Source organism: Neisseria uirgultaei (assembly GCF_962719845.1).
GTDB classification, from domain to species: Bacteria; Pseudomonadota; Gammaproteobacteria; order Burkholderiales; family Neisseriaceae; genus Neisseria; species Neisseria bergeri.
Genome location: NZ_CAUIYF010000003.1, coordinates 40,963 through 56,850, shown reverse-complemented (window position 1 = coordinate 56,850; position 15,888 = coordinate 40,963). Strand labels below are relative to the sequence as shown.

The following is a 15,888-nucleotide window of genomic DNA, read 5'->3' as shown; positions in this document are numbered from 1 at the left end:
ATTCTTGTTGGCGCACCCGGAGCGATTCGAACGCCCGACCCTCTGGTTCGTAGCCAGATACTCTATCCAACTGAGCTACGGGTGCAGCACAATCACTTGTTCAAGTGATTAAGAAAGCGTGATAATACGGATTTATCTGAGTTCTGTCTATTATTTTAGACTTTTATTTTCAGTTATTTTTATAACTAATTGATTTTAAAATAAACTATTTTTCGACGCAAGTTGCAGCAATTCTGCCGCATGTTGCCGCGTCGTATCGGTAATGATTTCCCCGCCCAACATACGGGCAACCTCTTCGATCCGTTGGATTTCATCCAATATACTGATTTCGCTGACGGTTTGCTCTCCCTTGCTGTGCTTGCGCACCCGCCAGTGGTTTTCGCTACAGGATGCGACTTGCGGAAGATGGGTAACGGCAAGCACCTGATGTTTTCTGCCCAACGCACGCAAGGCTTTGCCGACCATTTCGGCTACTCCCCCTCCAATACCGGTATCGACCTCATCAAAAATCAGAGTGGGAACTTGGGTATATTGGCTGGCAACAACCTGCAAGGCAAGGCTGATACGTGCCAATTCACCGCCGGAGGCGACTTTGTTCAGCGGGCGGGGCGGATTGCCTTTGTTGGCGGCAACTTGAAACTGTACCTGCTCCAAACCGTGTGCCGTCGGGGAAGACGGCAGCAGGACGATGTCGAAACGTGCACCTTTCATAGCGAGATGCTGCATATTTTCCGTCGTTTCTTCGCCAAGCCTGCCGGCAGCCTGATGCCGCATAGCGGAAAGGATGTGGGCGGCTTCTTGATATTCGGCAAGGTTGCGGGCAACGGTTTGCGTCAATGCTTCCAAATCGGCGGCAGCTTGAAGGCTTTGCAGGCGTTCTTCGATTTCTGCCAACTTGGCAGGCAACTCTTCGGGCTCGATACGGTATTTCCGTGCCATGCCCATCAGTTCGCCCATACGCTGTTCCTGTGCCGCCAATTCATTGGGGTTGATGTCGCTGCGTCCAGCCACATCGCGCATATTGGCACTGATTTCGCCCAATTCGGCCTCGATGCTTGCCAACATATTCAGGCTCTCGGCAAAGCGCGGCTCGATGTTTTGCAGATTGGCCAATAGTTTTTGACATTGATAGATATGGCGTTGGATGCCGTTGTCGCCGTCAATCTTGCTTCCGACTTCTTCGGCGGCCTGCAACAGCTCGGCAGAATGGGCAAGGCTGTCGTGGCTTTGGCTGAGGGTTTCCCATTCGCCTTGTTTAATGTCCAACTGATTCAGTTCGTTAAACTGCCATTCCAAACGCTCACGTTCAATGATGATGGTCTCGGCGTGTTCCTGCGCCTCTTGAAGGGCTTTTTTCGCATTGACCCAATTTTGATAAAGCTGCCTGACGATTTCCGCCTGCACCTTGCTGCCCGCAAATGCGTCCAACAATTCGCGCTGGGCGGCTTCCTGATTAAGCGAATGATGGGCGTTTTGCCCGTGGATGTCGATAAGCTGCCCGCCAATGGCTTTGAGTTGCGCCAAGGTAGCCGCCTGATTGTTGATAAAGCTGCGACTTTTGCCTTTAGCATCGATAATGCGGCGGATACTGAGTTCTTCTTCTCCGTCGTTTAAAAGCCCCTGTTCATACAATTCTGCTTTTAAAACAGGTAAATGGGAAATATCGAACAACGCCGACAATTGGGCTTCTTTTGCACCGCTGCGGACTTGGCTGTAATCGGCCTTGTCGCCCAACAGCAGACCAATCGCATCCAAAGTAATGGACTTGCCTGCGCCGGTCTCGCCGGTCAAGACGGTAAAACCGCTTTGAAAATCCAGATTCAGATTTTCGACAATGACAAAATCACGCAAAGAAAGTGTTAGAAGCATTGTTAGGATTCCTTAGCAATTCTACCGACAAAAGCAATATCAGCTTTAGATATACGAATTATAACTAAGATTTTTTAAATTAAAAATAAGTTTTTCCTTAATTTTGCTTAGTGCTTGTTTTTATCTGCTTATTTGTTGCAATGCAGTCTGAAGCAATGTGCATTTCAGACGGCATTTGGAATTTCAGTTGGGCAGGGTATCGGACGGTACGGTTTCCGGCTCTTCTTCATCCGTAGGCGGCATTTCTATCAAATCGGGCAAAACCAGTTCGCCCAGTTCGGTCAGCGGAGGAAGTTCTTCCAGACCGTCCAAACGCAAATCGCTGAGAAAAGTTGCCGTTGTCGCCCACAATGCGGGTTTTCCCAATGTGTCCCGATGTCCGATGACTTCAATCCACCCCCGATCCTGCAAGGTCTGCATCACGTTCTGCGACACCGCCACGCCGCGTATGCCTTCGATGTCGCCGCGCGTTACGGGCTGCTGGTAGGCGATAATCGCCAGTGTTTCCATCACGGCGCGGGAATAGCGCGGCGCACGCTGTTCCTGAAGGCTGCCCAGCAGCTCGAATGCCGTCTGAACAACCTGAAAACGCCAGCCCTCTTGCGTATGCACCAGTTGCAACGCCCTATCCTGCCAACGCGTTTTCAACTGCGCCAACACATCAATCAGTTTGTCTTGCGACAGCGGCGGCACACACAGTTCGCGCATGGATTTTTCGTTCAGGGGTTCGGTTTGGGTCAGAAGCGCGGCTTCAATCAGCGCGTCGGAAGAAATTTTGTCGGTCATACGGGTATCCGTGCTGAAACGGCATGGGTTTGGATATGCCGTCTGAAATCGGTTGGAGTAGAGAGAAGCTGCCTGAAAAATATTTTTCAGACGGCATTCTTTATGCTTCCGAAGGTTTCTGTCCTTTCCGTTCTGCTTTTCTTGCCTCACGCAATGCCTTGAGTTCGGCTTCTTTCTGACGTGCTTTTTTGAGCCATGCCTCCCATTGGTTCGGCGTTTCCAGGGTGATTCTGCCGATTTTGCCTTCGCGGAAGTCGGTAAGGATGTTTTCGGCGGCTTTTTGGTAATTGACCCGTCCGCCGCTGAGGACTGCGCCGCGTTTTTTGGCTATCCACTCGAGCCACGAGTTGTCGTCCCAGTGGCTGCTGGGATCTTTGTCGGCTTGGTAGCGTTCTTGCAGCATAGGGAGGTAGTGGCGGCGGAGGTAGTCTAAAAGTTCGAGGGCGACTTCTTCTTCGTCCAATGCGTTGCGTCCGACTGCGCCGCCGGCGGCGAGGTTGTAGCCGCTTTCTTCGACAATGATTTTCGGCCACAGCATTCCGGGGGTGTCGTACAGCCAAAAGTCGTCGGCAAGGAAAAGGCGTTGTTCGGCTTTGGTAATGCCGGGTTCGTTTCCGGTTTTGGCGGATTTTTTGCCTATCATGCCGTTGATGAGGGTGGATTTGCCGACGTTGGGAATGCCGCAGATGAGGACGCGCAAGGGTTTGTCTATGCCTTGGCGGTGGGGAATCATGGCGCGGCAGGCTTGAGTGATTTTGCCGTGCGCGCCGGTTTCAGAGGAATCAAGGGCGATGGCGCGGGTGTCGGGGCGGCTGTTGTAGTGTTCGAGCCAGACTTTTGTGCGTTCGGGGTCGGCAAGGTCTTGTTTGTTGAGGATTTTGAGTTTGGGTTTGCCTTTGGAAAGCTGGGCAAGCAGGGGATTTTCGCTGGAGGCGGGCATACGCGCGTCCAGCATTTCAATCACCATATCAACGCTTTTTGCACGCTCGGCGATGGCTTTTTTCGCCTTGTTCATATGACCGGGAAACCATTGGATTGCCATGTCTGTTCTTTCTTCTCAATATTTTAAATGCCGTCTGAAACGGAGAATGGGGTTTCAGACGGCATAATGGTTTGACGGGATTAGCGGCCCGACAGGTTTTGTGCCTGTCTGTGCCGTATCAGCAATTCGTAACGCCCTTTCAACCTTCGGGCGAGTTTTTCGACAATATAGACCGAACGGTGCTGCCCGCCGGTACAGCCGATGGCGACGGTAACATAACTGCGGCTTTCGTCCTCCAAACGCGGCAGCCAACGCGTAACAAACCTTTCGATGTCGTCAACCATTTCCTGCACAAGCGGCTGCCCATCCAAATAATCCCAAACGGGCTTGTCCATACCGGTGTAAGGTCTCAACTCGGGATCGTAATACGGGTTGGGCAGGCTGCGCATATCGAACATAAAATCCGCGTTGTTCGGCACACCGTATTTGAATCCGAAGGACTCCAAAACCACCAGCAGTCCGGTACGCTCAACCCTCAACCACTGCCGGACTGCATGGCGGAGCTGTTGGGCATTCATCTTGGAAGTGTCGATACAGTAGGCGATTTCCTTAAGCGGGAACAGCCATTCGCGCTCTTTTTTCAGGCTTTCCAACAGCGTCATGTCCTGACCGGCCAGCGGATGTCCGCGCCTGGTTTCGGAAAACCGGCGGACCAGCACGGCCTCTTCCGCCTCGACAAATAAAACTTCCACCCTGTGCCCCAGTCCGCGCAGATAGGCAATCTGCTCGCGCGCTTGGGCAATGTCTATGCCGGAACGCACATCGACGCTGACCGCCAATTCGGTTTCGTCCGCACGTTCGATATGGTACGACACCAGCGACGGCAGCATTTCCAAAGGCAGGTTGTCCACACAAAAATAGCCCAAATCTTCCATTTGGCGCAGTGCAACGGATTTGCCCGAGCCGGAAAGCCCGCTAATCAGGACGATTTTCATGATTCTGTTCGTTTTCTTTAAGTTGCGTCTGATGGCGTTCCAAAAATTCGCGCGTACTGTCTTTGCCGCGCAACTGGAGGATATAGTTGCGTACCGCCGCCTCAACCAAAACGGCAAGGTTGCGTCCGACCGCGACAGGCAGCGTTACCGAACGGACGTTGACGTTGAGGATGGATTCGGTTTCGGTGCGGATGCTCAACCGGTCGAGCTGCTTCATGTACTCATCGTCTGCGGCAACCAGGTTGATGATGAGTTGCAACACTTTTTTCGGCCGGATAGAGGTTTCGCCGAAAATATGGCGGATATTGAGTATCCCCAAGCCGCGCACTTCCAAAAAGTCGCGCAACATGGGCGGACAACGCCCTTCCAATGTTTCCGGACCGATGCGGAACAGCTCGACCGCATCGTCGGCAATCAGGCTGTGGCCGCGCGAAATCAGCTCCAATGCCAATTCGCTCTTGCCCAACCCCGAATGTCCGGTAATCAACACGCCGATTTCAAACACATCGAGAAATACGCCGTGTTTGACGGACGATGCCGCCAAGGTGCGTTGCAGGTAAATCCGCAACACGTCCATCAGATAGGGGCTTTCGAGTTTGGAAGTCAGCAGTGGAATATCGTTTTTGTGGCAGTAGTCGCGCAGACCCGGGGAAACCGGCAAGCCGTTTGCCACAATGACCAAAGACATGGAAATATCGAACAGGTCTCCGAACTGATAACCTGTTTCCCCCGATTCGAGGCGGTTCAGATATTCCGACTCCGCCAAACCGACCACTTGGATTTGGTTGGGGTGGATGAAATTCAGGTGTCCGACCAAGGCGAGGACGGGCTTGTCCGCCTCTACGCCGATACGGTTGTCCGCACCCGAATTGCCGGCGGCCCAGGCAAGTTGCAACTTGTATTGGTTGTCGTCAAACAGCCGGCGGACGGAGATACTGGGCATATTTTATTCTTCGGTCAGGATGGCGCGGGCTTCTTCCGCAGAAGAAACGGTCATCAGCGATTCGCGGATGCTTTTTTGGGAAAACTTGCCGGCCAGTTTGGATAAAACCTCCAAATGCTCGCCCGTCGCGTTTTCCGGCACCAGCAAGATAAAAACCAGTGAAACCGGCTTGCCGTCGGGCGCGTCGAATACGACGGGTTCGCGCGTGCGGATGAACGCGCCCGTCGCCTGCTTCACGCTCGCGTGGCGGCCGTGGGGGATGGCGACACCCTGCCCCAAACCGGTCGAACCGAGTTTTTCACGGGCAAAAAGACATTCGAAAACATCAGCATGAGGCAATGATGCCTCGCGTTCCAAAAGCAGGCCCGCTTCCTCAAACAGCCTTTTTTTACTGCCCACCTCCATATCCAAAACAATATGGGACAAAGGCAAAATTTCGCCGATAAGGCTCATAAGCTTCTCTTTTCAGACATCGCAAAACAGAAGGATTGTACCGACTGCCGGGGCAAACCTCAATCCCGCATACGGTACGGGCTGACATAACACAGCGTTTTAAAAACATATTTTAACGCTTTTCGACACAGATAGAAATGCCGTCCAAAGCAGTTTACGGCTCTTCAGACGGCATTGCCCTGCCTTATTTCGCAAAAAACGTATGGGCAAAAATGGCGGCAAACCACACCCAACCGATTCTGTTGTTTGCCAAAAACGTTTCAAAACAGATTTGCCGGACGCGGCTTTTGATGGCGGCATATTGGCGGTATTGCAGCAGCAGGACGATGGGGATTGCCGTCCAATATGACCATGCCGCACCGATAACCGTACCCAATACTGCCATCAGCAGGGTAAAGCCGCCATGACACAGCATAACGGCGGCGATGTCGTAACGCCCGAACGTGATGGCGGAGGTTTTGATGCCGATTTTCAAATCGTCTTCTTTGTCCGCCATTGCATAAACCGTGTCATACGCCAGTGTCCATAACACATTGGCGGCAAAGAGTATCCATGCTTGAGGCGGCACGTTTCCGGCGACTGCGGCAAACGCCATCGGGATACCGAAGGAAAAGGCAAGTCCGAGATAAAGTTGGGGAATCGGAAAAAAACGTTTGGTAAACGGGTAAGTCAGCGCAAGAAACAAGGCGGGCAGACTCATCAGCCATGTCAGATGATTCAGCGGAATCAGGCACAATGCGGCAAGCAGGCACAAAAATGCCGTCAGCAGCAGTGCTTCTTTTTTTCCGACCCGGCCCTGTGCGAACGGACGTTTTTTAGTGCGCTCGACAGCCCCGTCAAAATCGCGGTCGGCAAAATCGTTGATGACGCAACCGGCACTGCGCATTAAAAACGTGCCGATTGTAAACGCTGCCAATACCGTCCAATCCGGAATGCCGTCTGAAGCCAGCCACAATGCCCAGTAGGTCGGCCACAGCAAAAGCAGCGTCCCGATGGGCTTGTCCGCCCTCATCAGCCTGAGATAAACGTCCAAACGGTCGGACAGTCGTAAAAATAAAGGGGATTTAGGATTCATAATGACAAGCTACGGCTCGTTTAATTGAAACTCTCCTGATCTAAAAATTCTAACTCTATTTCCCGGCAAACTATATCTATGATAAAACCGGTCGGAAGATCATACCTACCGCCTATCAATGCCAGCGTACCTCCATAATCCAAGATTTCATCATCCTGCTTTAATTCGCCAAGCTCCAATACATTTTTGATCTTTTTATCTTGGTTCTTCGTAGCGTATTCATATCTAAATTTTAGATAGCTGAACTGCTTGAATTTAATTTTCACCCAGTCTGAATAACTGGGGGTAGGAAGCTCTTGAGGTAAATCCGGATAATCCACACAATTGACGATGATATGAAATTCATCATTTTTCAAAGTATAGTTTAATAGAGCACCTTCAAATATATACAGAAATTGATAATCTTTTTTTGGAATAGTATAAGTTGTCATATTATTTTATCTTTTCAAATACAATGGTTTTATAATTACTTAATTTCAAGTATTTTCCATCACTCTGATGAAATTTCAGTTGTTTAAACTCTTCCTTTTGCCGCGCAATTTGAAAAAACGGTATTTTATCCGATAAAGCGTTTCAGTTCGGGCAGAAAATACTCGGTCAGCAGCATTTCCTCGCCGTGATGGGAAAACCGCGACCGCCGAGCGGCAAAGTACCGCCCGCATTCTTCGCCGGAAACGGCAAACTCAAATGCCGAACGCGCCCCTTCCAAATCTGCCTGAAACAGACGCTCGCCCAAAGGACGCGTGCCGCAGTTCAAGATATCTTGCCAAAACGCCGAACCTATTCGGCACTCGCTCCTTGCCGCGATAACGGGGATACCGTCCAGCTTCAACAAAACTTCGCGCACCAGCCTCCCCCCGCATTCCGTCTCTAACTCGCCCAGTTTCAGCAGTTCCACCGAAAATATATGCGGCAAGGCACGCAATGCGGCCGTCAGCGACCGAGCTTTCAATAACCGGCTCATCGGCAGACTGATGCCGTCTGAAACGGAGGCAGGCAAGTCGGGCAGCCATTTCCCAAATAGGTGTTCCATATCTTTCCTAATATTTATACCGCGTCTGTTTTAGCCAACTCCAACCATTCCGCCTCAGGGAAACTGTCTTTCAGACGGCATTGTAGATAGTTCAGGCTGTCTTGCGCAACGCATTCGTCAGAGCTGTCATGAATATGGTTGAATACGAGGCTGTGCAAGCGAATGCCGTATTGTTTGAGCGCGGCGAAGCTGAGTAAAGTATGGTTAATGCTGCCGAGACGTCCGCTGGTAACGAGGATGATGGGATAACCTTGCTGACGGATATAATCAATGGTTAACAGATTTTCCGTCAGCGGAACCATCAACCCGCCCGCGCCTTCGACCAAAACGACTTCGTACTGCGCCGCCAATTCTTGTGTGGCGGTGCGGATTTTGTCCAAGTCCAAAGCCCTGCCGTCAAGACGGGCGGCAAGGTGGGGCGAAGCGGGATAGCTGAAGATTTCAGGCATAGTCAGCCGCTGTTTGTCCGCTTCCTGCATCGGGATGCCCATGATTTTGCGGTGGGCGGCGATGTCTTCGGCGATGTTTTGACATCCGGTTTGCACGGGTTTTTGCGTGATTACGCTTTTGCCCTGCTGCAACAATTTTTTTGCCAATACGCCGGTGACGACGGTTTTGCCGATGTCCGTATCGATGCCGCTGACGAAGTAAACGCCTTTCATTTGCTGTGTTCCCTCAAAATTTTCACGGTTTTATCGGCAAGTTCGGTCAAAATGCCGTCTGAAATGATGTAAGGCGGCATCAAATACACCAGCCTGCCGAACGGGCGCACCCAAATGCCCTGCGCCACGCAGTCCGCTTGAAAACGCGCCATATCCACGCCTTTTTCCAGCTCGATTACCCCGATGGCGCCCAAAACGCGTACGTCTTTCACGCCGCGAATGTCCCACGCGGTTTTCAGACGGCATTTTAAGATGCTTTCGATGCGGCGGATATTTGCCTGCCAGTCTTGGGACAAAAGCAGCTTGACCGAAGCGCAGGCAACGGCACACGCCAGCGGGTTCGCCATAAACGTCGGGCCGTGCATAAACACGCCCGCTTCGCCTCGCGAAATCGTTTCGGTAACTTTTTGCGAAGTAACCGCCGCCGCCAGCGTCATATAGCCGCCGCTCAAGCCCTTGCCGATGCACATAATATCCGGCACGACACCCGCGTGTTCGCAGGCAAACATCTTGCCCGTACGCCCGAATCCGGTGGCGATTTCGTCAAAAATCAACACGATGTCAAACTCGTCGCACAAATCGCGCAAACCGCGAAGATACTGCGGATGATAAAAATACATACCGCCCGCGCCCTGCACGACCGGTTCCAAAATAAAGGCGGCAATGTCCGTATGATGCGCTTCAAACAAGGCGCGGACAGACTGCAAATCCGCCTCGTCCCATTCACCGTCGAAACGGCTTTTCGGATTATCGACAAAATAACGCTGCGGCAGCGTGCTGCCGAAAATATGGTGCATCCCCGTTTCCGGATCGCAGACGGACATCGCGTTCCAAGTATCGCCGTGATACCCGCGCCGCACCGTCGCCATATTTTGTTTTGCACGCAAACCCCGCGCCTGCTGGTATTGCACCGCCATCTTCAGCGCGACTTCTACCGAAACCGAACCCGAATCCGCATAAAAAATACGGTCCAGCCCATGCGGCAAAATCCCGACCAACAACTTACCAAGCTCCACCGCCGGCCCATGCGTCAAACCGCCGAACATCACATGCGACATTTGCTTAATCTGCGCCTCAACCGCCTGATTCAAAACAGGATGATTGTAACCGTGTATCGCACACCACCAAGACGACATCCCGTCAATCAGCCGCGTGCCGTCCGCCAATTCAATAAACACACCTTCTGCACGTTTGACAGGATAAACGGGAAGCGGATCGGTCATGGAAGTATAGGGATGAAGCAGATGGGTACGGTCGAAATCAAGCAATGATGATGTGTGTTGATGTTCAGACGGCATAAGTTTCTCTCTTTTCTTCTTACTGTATTCAAACGCAAACGCGTATTCTACTCCGACAGACCGCTTCCCACACCTCTCCATCCGTTTCGGGCACAAAACCGCGAAACAAATCGTTCCGCAGCATAAGCGCACACCGTTTCGCATTCCTCAAGCCTGATTGGAATCAGACGGCCCAACGCCCAATACCGTTTCACACAGCCTCCGCCCAACGCTTCAATCAGTCATAAACAAAACGGCAATCCATACGATACAGATCATAGCAACAATCATAACAACAGCGTTGGCAAAATCAGGGGACTCCGACATAGGCGCATAGCATCTGCCGATGCACGGCTTCTCATTCGGCTCTATGAATATCATACCCATCACAAAATCCACCGCCAAAACCAGGCACGGCTTCTTATACTTATGATAGATTTCCACCATCCTGTCCCATATATCCCAAACATTCATACCGTATATCCCGCAGGCAACAAATTCCGATTGAAGGTTACAGCCCTATTTTATAGTGGATTAAATTTATAATGGATTAACAAAAACCAGTACGGCGTTGCCTCGCCTTGCCGTACTGGTTTTTGTTAATCCATTATATTTTCAAACCGGAAAAATGCCGTCTGAACCTTCAGACGGCATTCCATTCATATTTATTCGTCTTTTTTGTGTTCGATGGCATTTCGGGAACGATTGCCGCCGTAAGGCTCTTCAACCGTATATTCCCCCTCGATAATATCGTCATCGTGGGAAAAGCCCTCTTTTCTGCCCGATTGGTTCATGTTGAAAAAATTTTCCGCACCTCCTGCCTGCAACACCGCCCCTCCCTTAAACGGCAGCAGCAGCAATACCGCCAACACCGAGGATACGAATCCCGGACTCATCAGGCAGACCGCCGCCACCGTATAACGGATAGGCCACAACATCTGATAAACAGACACCTTCCCACCACTTTTTACCGCCGCGCCCGCCAATAAAAGACCGGACAGCCCCGTATGCCTGAGCATCAGCACACCGGCGGCAAAACCTGCCGCCATCAAAAACAGCGTCCAACCGCCGCCCAGCCAATCGGCAACCCACACAATCGACATAATCTCCAAAAACAGCAGCACCAAAAAACCGATACCGAAAAATCTCATTGACCGTCATCCTTATATTTAAGTAAACAGCAAACCGCCCGAACAGGACTCCAAGTGACCTGCCTGTAAATGATTACAAAACCATGTGCTTCAAGCCGAAACAATGTGAAATCACGCAATAATTATGTGGCTGTCCTAGATGACTAGGATAAACCCGATTTTACTAATTGTTTTAAAATGGAAATTTGAACTGTTATCTCACTGTTGTTAAAACGCCATTCGCACTCCTTTAAATACAGCTCAAAATGCCCTTTGGGAATGCCGTTAAACTTGCGTAAATGACGTTTTGCCTGGTTCCAAAAGTTCTCGATTCCATTGATATGGTTTTGTCGTTCGGCAAAATATGTGCTGTGATTGATACGAAAACGAAGTTTCAGCGAAGCTAAAATGGCTAAATTCGCCCACATCCAATACATCATAGCTACGATAACAATCCGTATAAACAATGCCGTCAGGTTTCACCTGTTCACGGATAATAGGAAATAAAGTAGCGGTTTGAGTATTCGGTACAGTAACCGTATAAACCTTACCATTTCGCTTCAAAAGACCGAATACGGCGACTTTACCGGCAGCACCGCGTTTGCCTTTGCGTTGCCCGCCAAAATAACTTTCATCTGCTTCTGCTTCGCCATCAAACATTTCCAAATGCAGACTGTTTTGATAAATAAGTAATCGTAAACGATGAAAATAATAGGCTGCGGTATTTTTATTAACGCCTACTAACTCTGCTGCTGTTCTTGCAGTTACACCTGCGACAAATAGCTCAATGAGTTTATTTTGTTTATACTGGCTTAGACGACTTTTTCTCATAGGGATAATTCTAACTTAATTTGAATTTCCCTAGTTATCTAGGACAGCCCCTAACTTAAACTCAACAAGTAGCATATGTGCAGAACGCACGCATGCGGTTCTCAAGGTTTGAGCTAAGAGGCCGTCTGAAAACAGAAAAAACGTTTCAGACGGCCTTTGTTTAACGTCACTAAGTCAGTAATGCCGCCGCGCCCTGTGCCTCTGAAGTAATAGGCAGAACATTCGGCCACGGAGAAAACAAAAACGAAACCGCCCGGGCAATCGGACATTTCCTTTTAGGAGCAGCTATCGCCCGCGTCAACGGTGGTAATTTTGCTGCCGGCGGCTTGGCAGCAGTTGCAGCTGAAAAGGCAGCGGAACATCTTGGTCAACAGTATAACGATGGTAAAACCGCAATCGATCCGCAACAGGCGAGTTCAATGCCAACCTGCTGCCGGAACATATCAAAGAAGAAATCAAATCAAAGAGCTGGGTGATTGCATCACTGACGGGAGCGGCCGTGGGCGGCACGCCGATAGACGTGCAAATCTGAGGGTCGGTCGGACAGAATGGAGTAGAGAATAATTTAGTGGGTATATCATTATGTTGTATTGACTGATTTTTCGCATACTCACTGATTTTTTAAAATCTTTTTACATGGTTATAGAAATTTCGGTGTGGGAAAGTGATAAAAGTTTTAGGTTGTGTATGTGTCGCAGCATTGAGACCTTATCTAAGATATGAATATTAGCTTAGAGTTTCAAAGAGAATGCGGCAAAGGCTTAAGGAGTCAGGTTTTGCCTTCTGACAATGGCGCGGATGACGGTGCGGTTGGGGTGTAGGGCGTGGCGCAGGCGTTGTGAAAAGGGGTGGGGCAAGCCTAGGATTTCGGCGGCAACGGCGGCGGCGCAGATGGGTGCGGTGGCAAGCCCGCGTGTGCCGTGGGCGGTGTTGGCGTAGGCATTTGGCAGGTATGGGCAGGGGGAATCTATGCGGTAGTTTTTGTCCAGCGCGAGTTTGGCGTAGGTCTGCCGCATGGCGGCAATGTTGCCGAGTGCGCCGACGACGGGGAGGTGGTCGGGGCTGTCGCAGCGTATGGCGGCGTGCCCTTGGTGTTTTTGGGGGTTTGGGTTGGCGGCAAACAATGATTCGGCAAGGGCGGGGTTAAGTTGTGCCAATGCTTGGCGGTTTGAGGCTTCTTCGGCTTCGTTCCACCCGGTATGGCTGCTGTTGGGAATAAAACTCGCGCCGTAGCAGTGCAGTCCGTGCCACGACGGGCTGATGTAGCTTTCGCCTGAAACGGCGCAACGCAGTTGTTCGGAAAACGGGGTGGACGGTGTGAGGCCGGTTTGTCCGCGTATTTGCCTGAGGGGCAGGGCGGCGAGGTTGGTTTCGGGCAGGCGGGGGCTGTGCGCGCCGGTGCAGTAGATGATGTGTGTGGCGGAAAATATGCCATTTGGCGTGGTCGCAATCCACTTTTCCCCGTCGTGGGAAATGTCGGTTAACGGTGTGTCTTCGTGCAGTCCGATCAGCGGATGGCTGAGGAGGGCGTGGACGAATGCGGGCGGATTGAGCCATACGCCGTGCTGCCAGTAGAGTCCGCATGATGGTTCGGTGTAGGGGGTGCTGAGGGGGATACCGGCGATTTTTTCGGCTTCTGCAGACGTGATGCTGCGGTAGAGGTGTGCATGGTGTTTTTGTAACCCCAATTCGTGATTGCGTTGTTGTTCGGTGCGGCTGTAATTGAGGTGGATGATGCCGTTTCCGCCCCATGTGTCGGAGTCGGGTAGGATGTGTTCGAGCAGGCGTTTGGTGTAACCGTAGCCGGTGAGCAAAAGTTCGGTTTGTTCGGTATCGTGTGGCGAGATTTTGGCATAAAGCAGCCCTTGACGGTTTCCGCTGGCGGCTGATGCGGCTTTGCCTGCGTCCAATACGGTAACGGATATGCCGTATTCTGCCAGTATGTGGGCGGTTGCCGCCCCGGATATGCCTGCACCGATGACGAGGATGTGTTCCGGTTTTTGCCGTTCGGATGTTTGTGGAAGTGCAAACCAGGGTTTGTCGGGCTTGCTTTCGGTTTGTGGGATGGCTTCGGTCTGCCAGGAAATGTGGTGGAAGTGTTCGTGCAGGCGGCGGGTGCGTGAAGGGGGAACCAGCCAGAAGCGGACATCGGGCAGGATGTGTTCAATCAGGTTGATGCTGTCGAACTGGAGGCACTGGGTTGCCTGATCCAAACGGTGCTTCAGACGGCATTCCGCGTCCGAAGCATCTTGTGCGGTTTGAAAATTGGGAATCTGATTATCGGGGAGGCAGACAATCAGGTTGAGCGGGTGTGCGTGTTTGCGGATGGTTTGGTCGAGTGTGCGGATGTCGGGAATGCCGTCCCATACGAGATTGTCCATATCAATGCCGTCTGAAATGTGGGTTTGAATATCGGTATCGGGATAAAGCTGTTAAAATACGCGCCGTTTGAAGGCACGCGTACGCCTGCCGGATATTGTATGCCGAACCGAGGTGTTTTTTGAATAATATTCCTGTTGAAATCCGTTTGTTGAAAAACCGTGCCGTGTTGGTTTTGACTTATGGGGACGAACCTAAAAATCTGCCTGCCGAATTTTTACGCGTCTATTCGCCGAGTGCGGAAGTGCGCGGACACGGCGTGGGACAGGATATTTTGCAGACCGGCAAGGCGGATGTTCAGATTACGGATTTGCAGCCTGTCGGACAGTACGCGCTGAAAATCAGTTTTTCGGACGGGCACGACAGCGGTCTTTACGATTGGGCGTATCTGCACAGACTGGCATACGGATACGATGCGATGTGGCAGGAATATTTGGACAAATTGGCGGCGGCGGGTGCGTCGCGTTTTGAAGAGAAATAAGACCGGTCGGATGGCAATCTGACGGGCAACGGTATCAGAGAGGTGGTTAGAATATGGGTGGACAGAAAACGCATTTCGGATTCAGTACGGTCAACGAAGATGAGAAAGCCGGAAAAGTGGCGGAAGTGTTCCACTCCGTCGCCAAAAACTACGACATTATGAACGATGTGATGTCGGCAGGGCTGCACCGCGTATGGAAACACTTTACCATCCATACGGCGCACCTGAAAAAAGGCGATAAAGTGTTGGACATTGCGGGCGGTACGGGCGATTTGTCGCGCGGTTGGGCGAAACGCGTCGGCAAGGAAGGCGAGGTTTGGCTGACCGATATTAATTCTTCTATGCTGACCGTCGGGCGCGACCGTCTGTTGAACGAAGGCATGATTTTGCCTGTGTCGCTTGCCGATGCGGAAAAACTGCCTTTCCCCGACAATTATTTCAACTTGGTTTCTGTGGCGTTCGGCTTGCGGAATATGACGCATAAAGATGCCGCGCTGAAAGAGATGTACCGTGTTTTGAAACCGGGCGGCACGTTGCTGGTGTTGGAGTTTTCCAGAATCTACAAGCCGCTCGAAGGCGCGTATGATTTCTATTCGTTCAAGCTGCTGCCGGTCATGGGCAAACTGATTGCCAAAGATGCGGACAGCTACCAGTATCTCGCCGAATCCATCCGCATGCATCCTGACCAGGAAACTTTAAAGCAAATGATGCTGGATGCCGGATTTGACAGTGTGGATTATCACAATATGAGCGCGGGCATCGTCGCGCTGCATAAGGGCGTGAAATTTTAAACAGATTGCCTGTGCAGCCAATGCCGTCTGAACACGTTTCAGACGGCATTTTTGTGTTTTTTGAGACAAAGGTTTTAAATTTTAAAAATTAATTCATATATCCATCAATAATTTATAAACTTTTTAAAAAATAGGAACAATTATCATTTGCAAGATTGGGAGATGTCTGTATAATGCAGTCAATCCAGTAAACAACGCAGC

17 protein-coding genes, 1 tRNA gene and 1 pseudogene are annotated in these 15,888 nt (G+C 51.0%); 2 read left to right on the top strand and 17 right to left on the bottom strand.

Annotated features, from left to right (window positions below):
• Positions 1-8 precede the first annotated feature (8 nt).
• From Q9J32_RS02515 to mnmC1, 17 genes and pseudogenes are all read right to left on the bottom strand, one after another.
• Positions 9-85 (bottom strand) — tRNA-Arg (locus Q9J32_RS02515).
• A 110-nt stretch (positions 86-195) separates the two neighbouring features.
• Positions 196-1,869, bottom strand: a complete 1,674-nt coding sequence (gene recN / locus Q9J32_RS02510) for a DNA repair protein RecN (RefSeq protein WP_301884246.1) — start codon at positions 1,867-1,869, stop codon at positions 196-198.
• Positions 1,870-2,052: 183 nt separating this feature from the next.
• Entirely contained in the window at positions 2,053-2,655 is a 603-nt protein-coding gene (scpB, locus tag Q9J32_RS02505) for an SMC-Scp complex subunit ScpB (RefSeq protein WP_301884245.1), read from the bottom strand.
• On the bottom strand, positions 2,621-2,752 hold the full coding sequence (locus Q9J32_RS02500) for a hypothetical protein (protein ID WP_261368551.1): 132 nt from the start codon (positions 2,750-2,752) through the stop codon (positions 2,621-2,623). The genes scpB and Q9J32_RS02500 overlap by 35 nt, the downstream gene beginning before the upstream one ends.
• A gap of 3 nt (positions 2,753-2,755) precedes the next feature.
• Positions 2,756-3,697, bottom strand: coding sequence for a ribosome biogenesis GTPase YlqF (gene ylqF, locus Q9J32_RS02495; protein ID WP_301884244.1), 942 nt, complete (start codon positions 3,695-3,697; stop codon positions 2,756-2,758).
• A gap of 80 nt (positions 3,698-3,777) precedes the next feature.
• Positions 3,778-4,632, bottom strand: a complete 855-nt coding sequence (gene rapZ / locus Q9J32_RS02490) for an RNase adapter RapZ (RefSeq protein WP_107819676.1) — start codon at positions 4,630-4,632, stop codon at positions 3,778-3,780.
• Positions 4,613-5,575 (bottom strand): HPr(Ser) kinase/phosphatase, encoded by a 963-nt coding sequence (hprK, locus tag Q9J32_RS02485; protein ID WP_301884242.1) that lies wholly within the window; start codon positions 5,573-5,575, stop codon positions 4,613-4,615. The genes rapZ and hprK overlap by 20 nt, the downstream gene beginning before the upstream one ends.
• 3 nt (positions 5,576-5,578) lie before the next feature.
• Complete coding sequence (gene ptsN / locus Q9J32_RS02480; protein ID WP_118791869.1) at positions 5,579-6,028, bottom strand: PTS IIA-like nitrogen regulatory protein PtsN; 450 nt, start codon at positions 6,026-6,028, stop codon at positions 5,579-5,581.
• Between the two features lie 184 nt (positions 6,029-6,212).
• Positions 6,213-7,103, bottom strand: a complete 891-nt coding sequence (gene ubiA / locus Q9J32_RS02475; RefSeq protein WP_301884241.1) for a 4-hydroxybenzoate octaprenyltransferase — start codon at positions 7,101-7,103, stop codon at positions 6,213-6,215.
• Positions 7,104-7,123: 20 nt separating this feature from the next.
• Positions 7,124-7,534 carry a hypothetical protein gene (locus tag Q9J32_RS02470; RefSeq protein WP_107819680.1) on the bottom strand — a complete coding sequence of 137 codons (411 nt, stop codon included), beginning with the start codon at positions 7,532-7,534 and terminating at the stop codon, positions 7,124-7,126.
• 125 nt (positions 7,535-7,659) lie between these two features.
• Positions 7,660-8,136: a chorismate--pyruvate lyase family protein gene (locus Q9J32_RS02465; RefSeq protein WP_107819681.1), complete on the bottom strand. Its 477-nt coding sequence runs from the start codon at positions 8,134-8,136 to the stop codon at positions 7,660-7,662.
• A gap of 14 nt (positions 8,137-8,150) precedes the next feature.
• Positions 8,151-8,798, bottom strand: coding sequence for a dethiobiotin synthase (gene bioD / locus Q9J32_RS02460; protein WP_301884240.1), 648 nt, complete (start codon positions 8,796-8,798; stop codon positions 8,151-8,153).
• The gene (gene bioA, locus Q9J32_RS02455) at positions 8,795-10,096 is read right to left on the bottom strand and encodes an adenosylmethionine--8-amino-7-oxononanoate transaminase (protein ID WP_301884237.1); all 1,302 of its coding nucleotides are present in this window, start codon (positions 10,094-10,096) and stop codon (positions 8,795-8,797) included. The genes bioD and bioA overlap by 4 nt, the downstream gene beginning before the upstream one ends.
• 213 nt (positions 10,097-10,309) lie before the next feature.
• A complete protein-coding gene (locus Q9J32_RS02450; protein WP_107819684.1) occupies positions 10,310-10,549 on the bottom strand; it encodes a hypothetical protein in 240 nt (79 codons plus the stop codon).
• A gap of 191 nt (positions 10,550-10,740) precedes the next feature.
• Positions 10,741-11,226, bottom strand: a complete 486-nt coding sequence (locus Q9J32_RS02445) for an FxsA family protein (RefSeq protein ID WP_107819685.1) — start codon at positions 11,224-11,226, stop codon at positions 10,741-10,743.
• Between the two features lie 143 nt (positions 11,227-11,369).
• Positions 11,370-12,036, bottom strand: a pseudogene (locus tag Q9J32_RS02440) (IS1595 family transposase).
• A 761-nt stretch (positions 12,037-12,797) separates the two neighbouring features.
• On the bottom strand, positions 12,798-14,417 hold the full coding sequence (gene mnmC1 / locus Q9J32_RS02435) for an FAD-dependent 5-carboxymethylaminomethyl-2-thiouridine(34) oxidoreductase MnmC1 (RefSeq protein ID WP_301884233.1): 1,620 nt from the start codon (positions 14,415-14,417) through the stop codon (positions 12,798-12,800).
• Between the two features lie 119 nt (positions 14,418-14,536).
• On the opposite strand from mnmC1, the gene Q9J32_RS02430 reads away from it, so the two are divergent.
• Both Q9J32_RS02430 and ubiE read left to right on the top strand, forming a co-directional pair.
• Positions 14,537-14,896, top strand: a complete 360-nt coding sequence (locus Q9J32_RS02430) for a gamma-butyrobetaine hydroxylase family protein (RefSeq protein WP_301884232.1) — start codon at positions 14,537-14,539, stop codon at positions 14,894-14,896.
• A gap of 53 nt (positions 14,897-14,949) precedes the next feature.
• Complete coding sequence (gene ubiE / locus Q9J32_RS02425; protein WP_304666473.1) at positions 14,950-15,687, top strand: bifunctional demethylmenaquinone methyltransferase/2-methoxy-6-polyprenyl-1,4-benzoquinol methylase UbiE; 738 nt, start codon at positions 14,950-14,952, stop codon at positions 15,685-15,687.
• Positions 15,688-15,888: the final 201 nt, after the last annotated feature.

What these genes read in the sequence shown, in the direction of transcription:
- recN (WP_301884246.1), bottom strand. Translation starts at nt 1,869, where the DNA reads ATGCTTCTAACACTTTCTTTGCGTGATTTTGTCATTGTCGAAAATCTG.
- scpB (WP_301884245.1), bottom strand. Translation starts at nt 2,655, where the DNA reads ATGACCGACAAAATTTCTTCCGACGCGCTGATTGAAGCCGCGCTTCTG.
- Q9J32_RS02500 (WP_261368551.1), bottom strand. Translation starts at nt 2,752, where the DNA reads ATGCCGTCTGAAAAATATTTTTCAGGCAGCTTCTCTCTACTCCAACCG.
- ylqF (WP_301884244.1), bottom strand. Translation starts at nt 3,697, where the DNA reads ATGGCAATCCAATGGTTTCCCGGTCATATGAACAAGGCGAAAAAAGCC.
- rapZ (WP_107819676.1), bottom strand. Translation starts at nt 4,632, where the DNA reads ATGAAAATCGTCCTGATTAGCGGGCTTTCCGGCTCGGGCAAATCCGTT.
- hprK (WP_301884242.1), bottom strand. Translation starts at nt 5,575, where the DNA reads ATGCCCAGTATCTCCGTCCGCCGGCTGTTTGACGACAACCAATACAAG.
- ptsN (WP_118791869.1), bottom strand. Translation starts at nt 6,028, where the DNA reads ATGAGCCTTATCGGCGAAATTTTGCCTTTGTCCCATATTGTTTTGGAT.
- ubiA (WP_301884241.1), bottom strand. Translation starts at nt 7,103, where the DNA reads ATGAATCCTAAATCCCCTTTATTTTTACGACTGTCCGACCGTTTGGAC.
- Q9J32_RS02470 (WP_107819680.1), bottom strand. Translation starts at nt 7,534, where the DNA reads ATGACAACTTATACTATTCCAAAAAAAGATTATCAATTTCTGTATATA.
- Q9J32_RS02465 (WP_107819681.1), bottom strand. Translation starts at nt 8,136, where the DNA reads ATGGAACACCTATTTGGGAAATGGCTGCCCGACTTGCCTGCCTCCGTT.
- bioD (WP_301884240.1), bottom strand. Translation starts at nt 8,798, where the DNA reads ATGAAAGGCGTTTACTTCGTCAGCGGCATCGATACGGACATCGGCAAA.
- bioA (WP_301884237.1), bottom strand. Translation starts at nt 10,096, where the DNA reads ATGCCGTCTGAACATCAACACACATCATCATTGCTTGATTTCGACCGT.
- Q9J32_RS02450 (WP_107819684.1), bottom strand. Translation starts at nt 10,549, where the DNA reads ATGAATGTTTGGGATATATGGGACAGGATGGTGGAAATCTATCATAAG.
- Q9J32_RS02445 (WP_107819685.1), bottom strand. Translation starts at nt 11,226, where the DNA reads ATGAGATTTTTCGGTATCGGTTTTTTGGTGCTGCTGTTTTTGGAGATT.
- mnmC1 (WP_301884233.1), bottom strand. Translation starts at nt 14,417, where the DNA reads ATGGACAATCTCGTATGGGACGGCATTCCCGACATCCGCACACTCGAC.
- ubiE (WP_304666473.1), top strand. Translation starts at nt 14,950, where the DNA reads ATGGGTGGACAGAAAACGCATTTCGGATTCAGTACGGTCAACGAAGAT.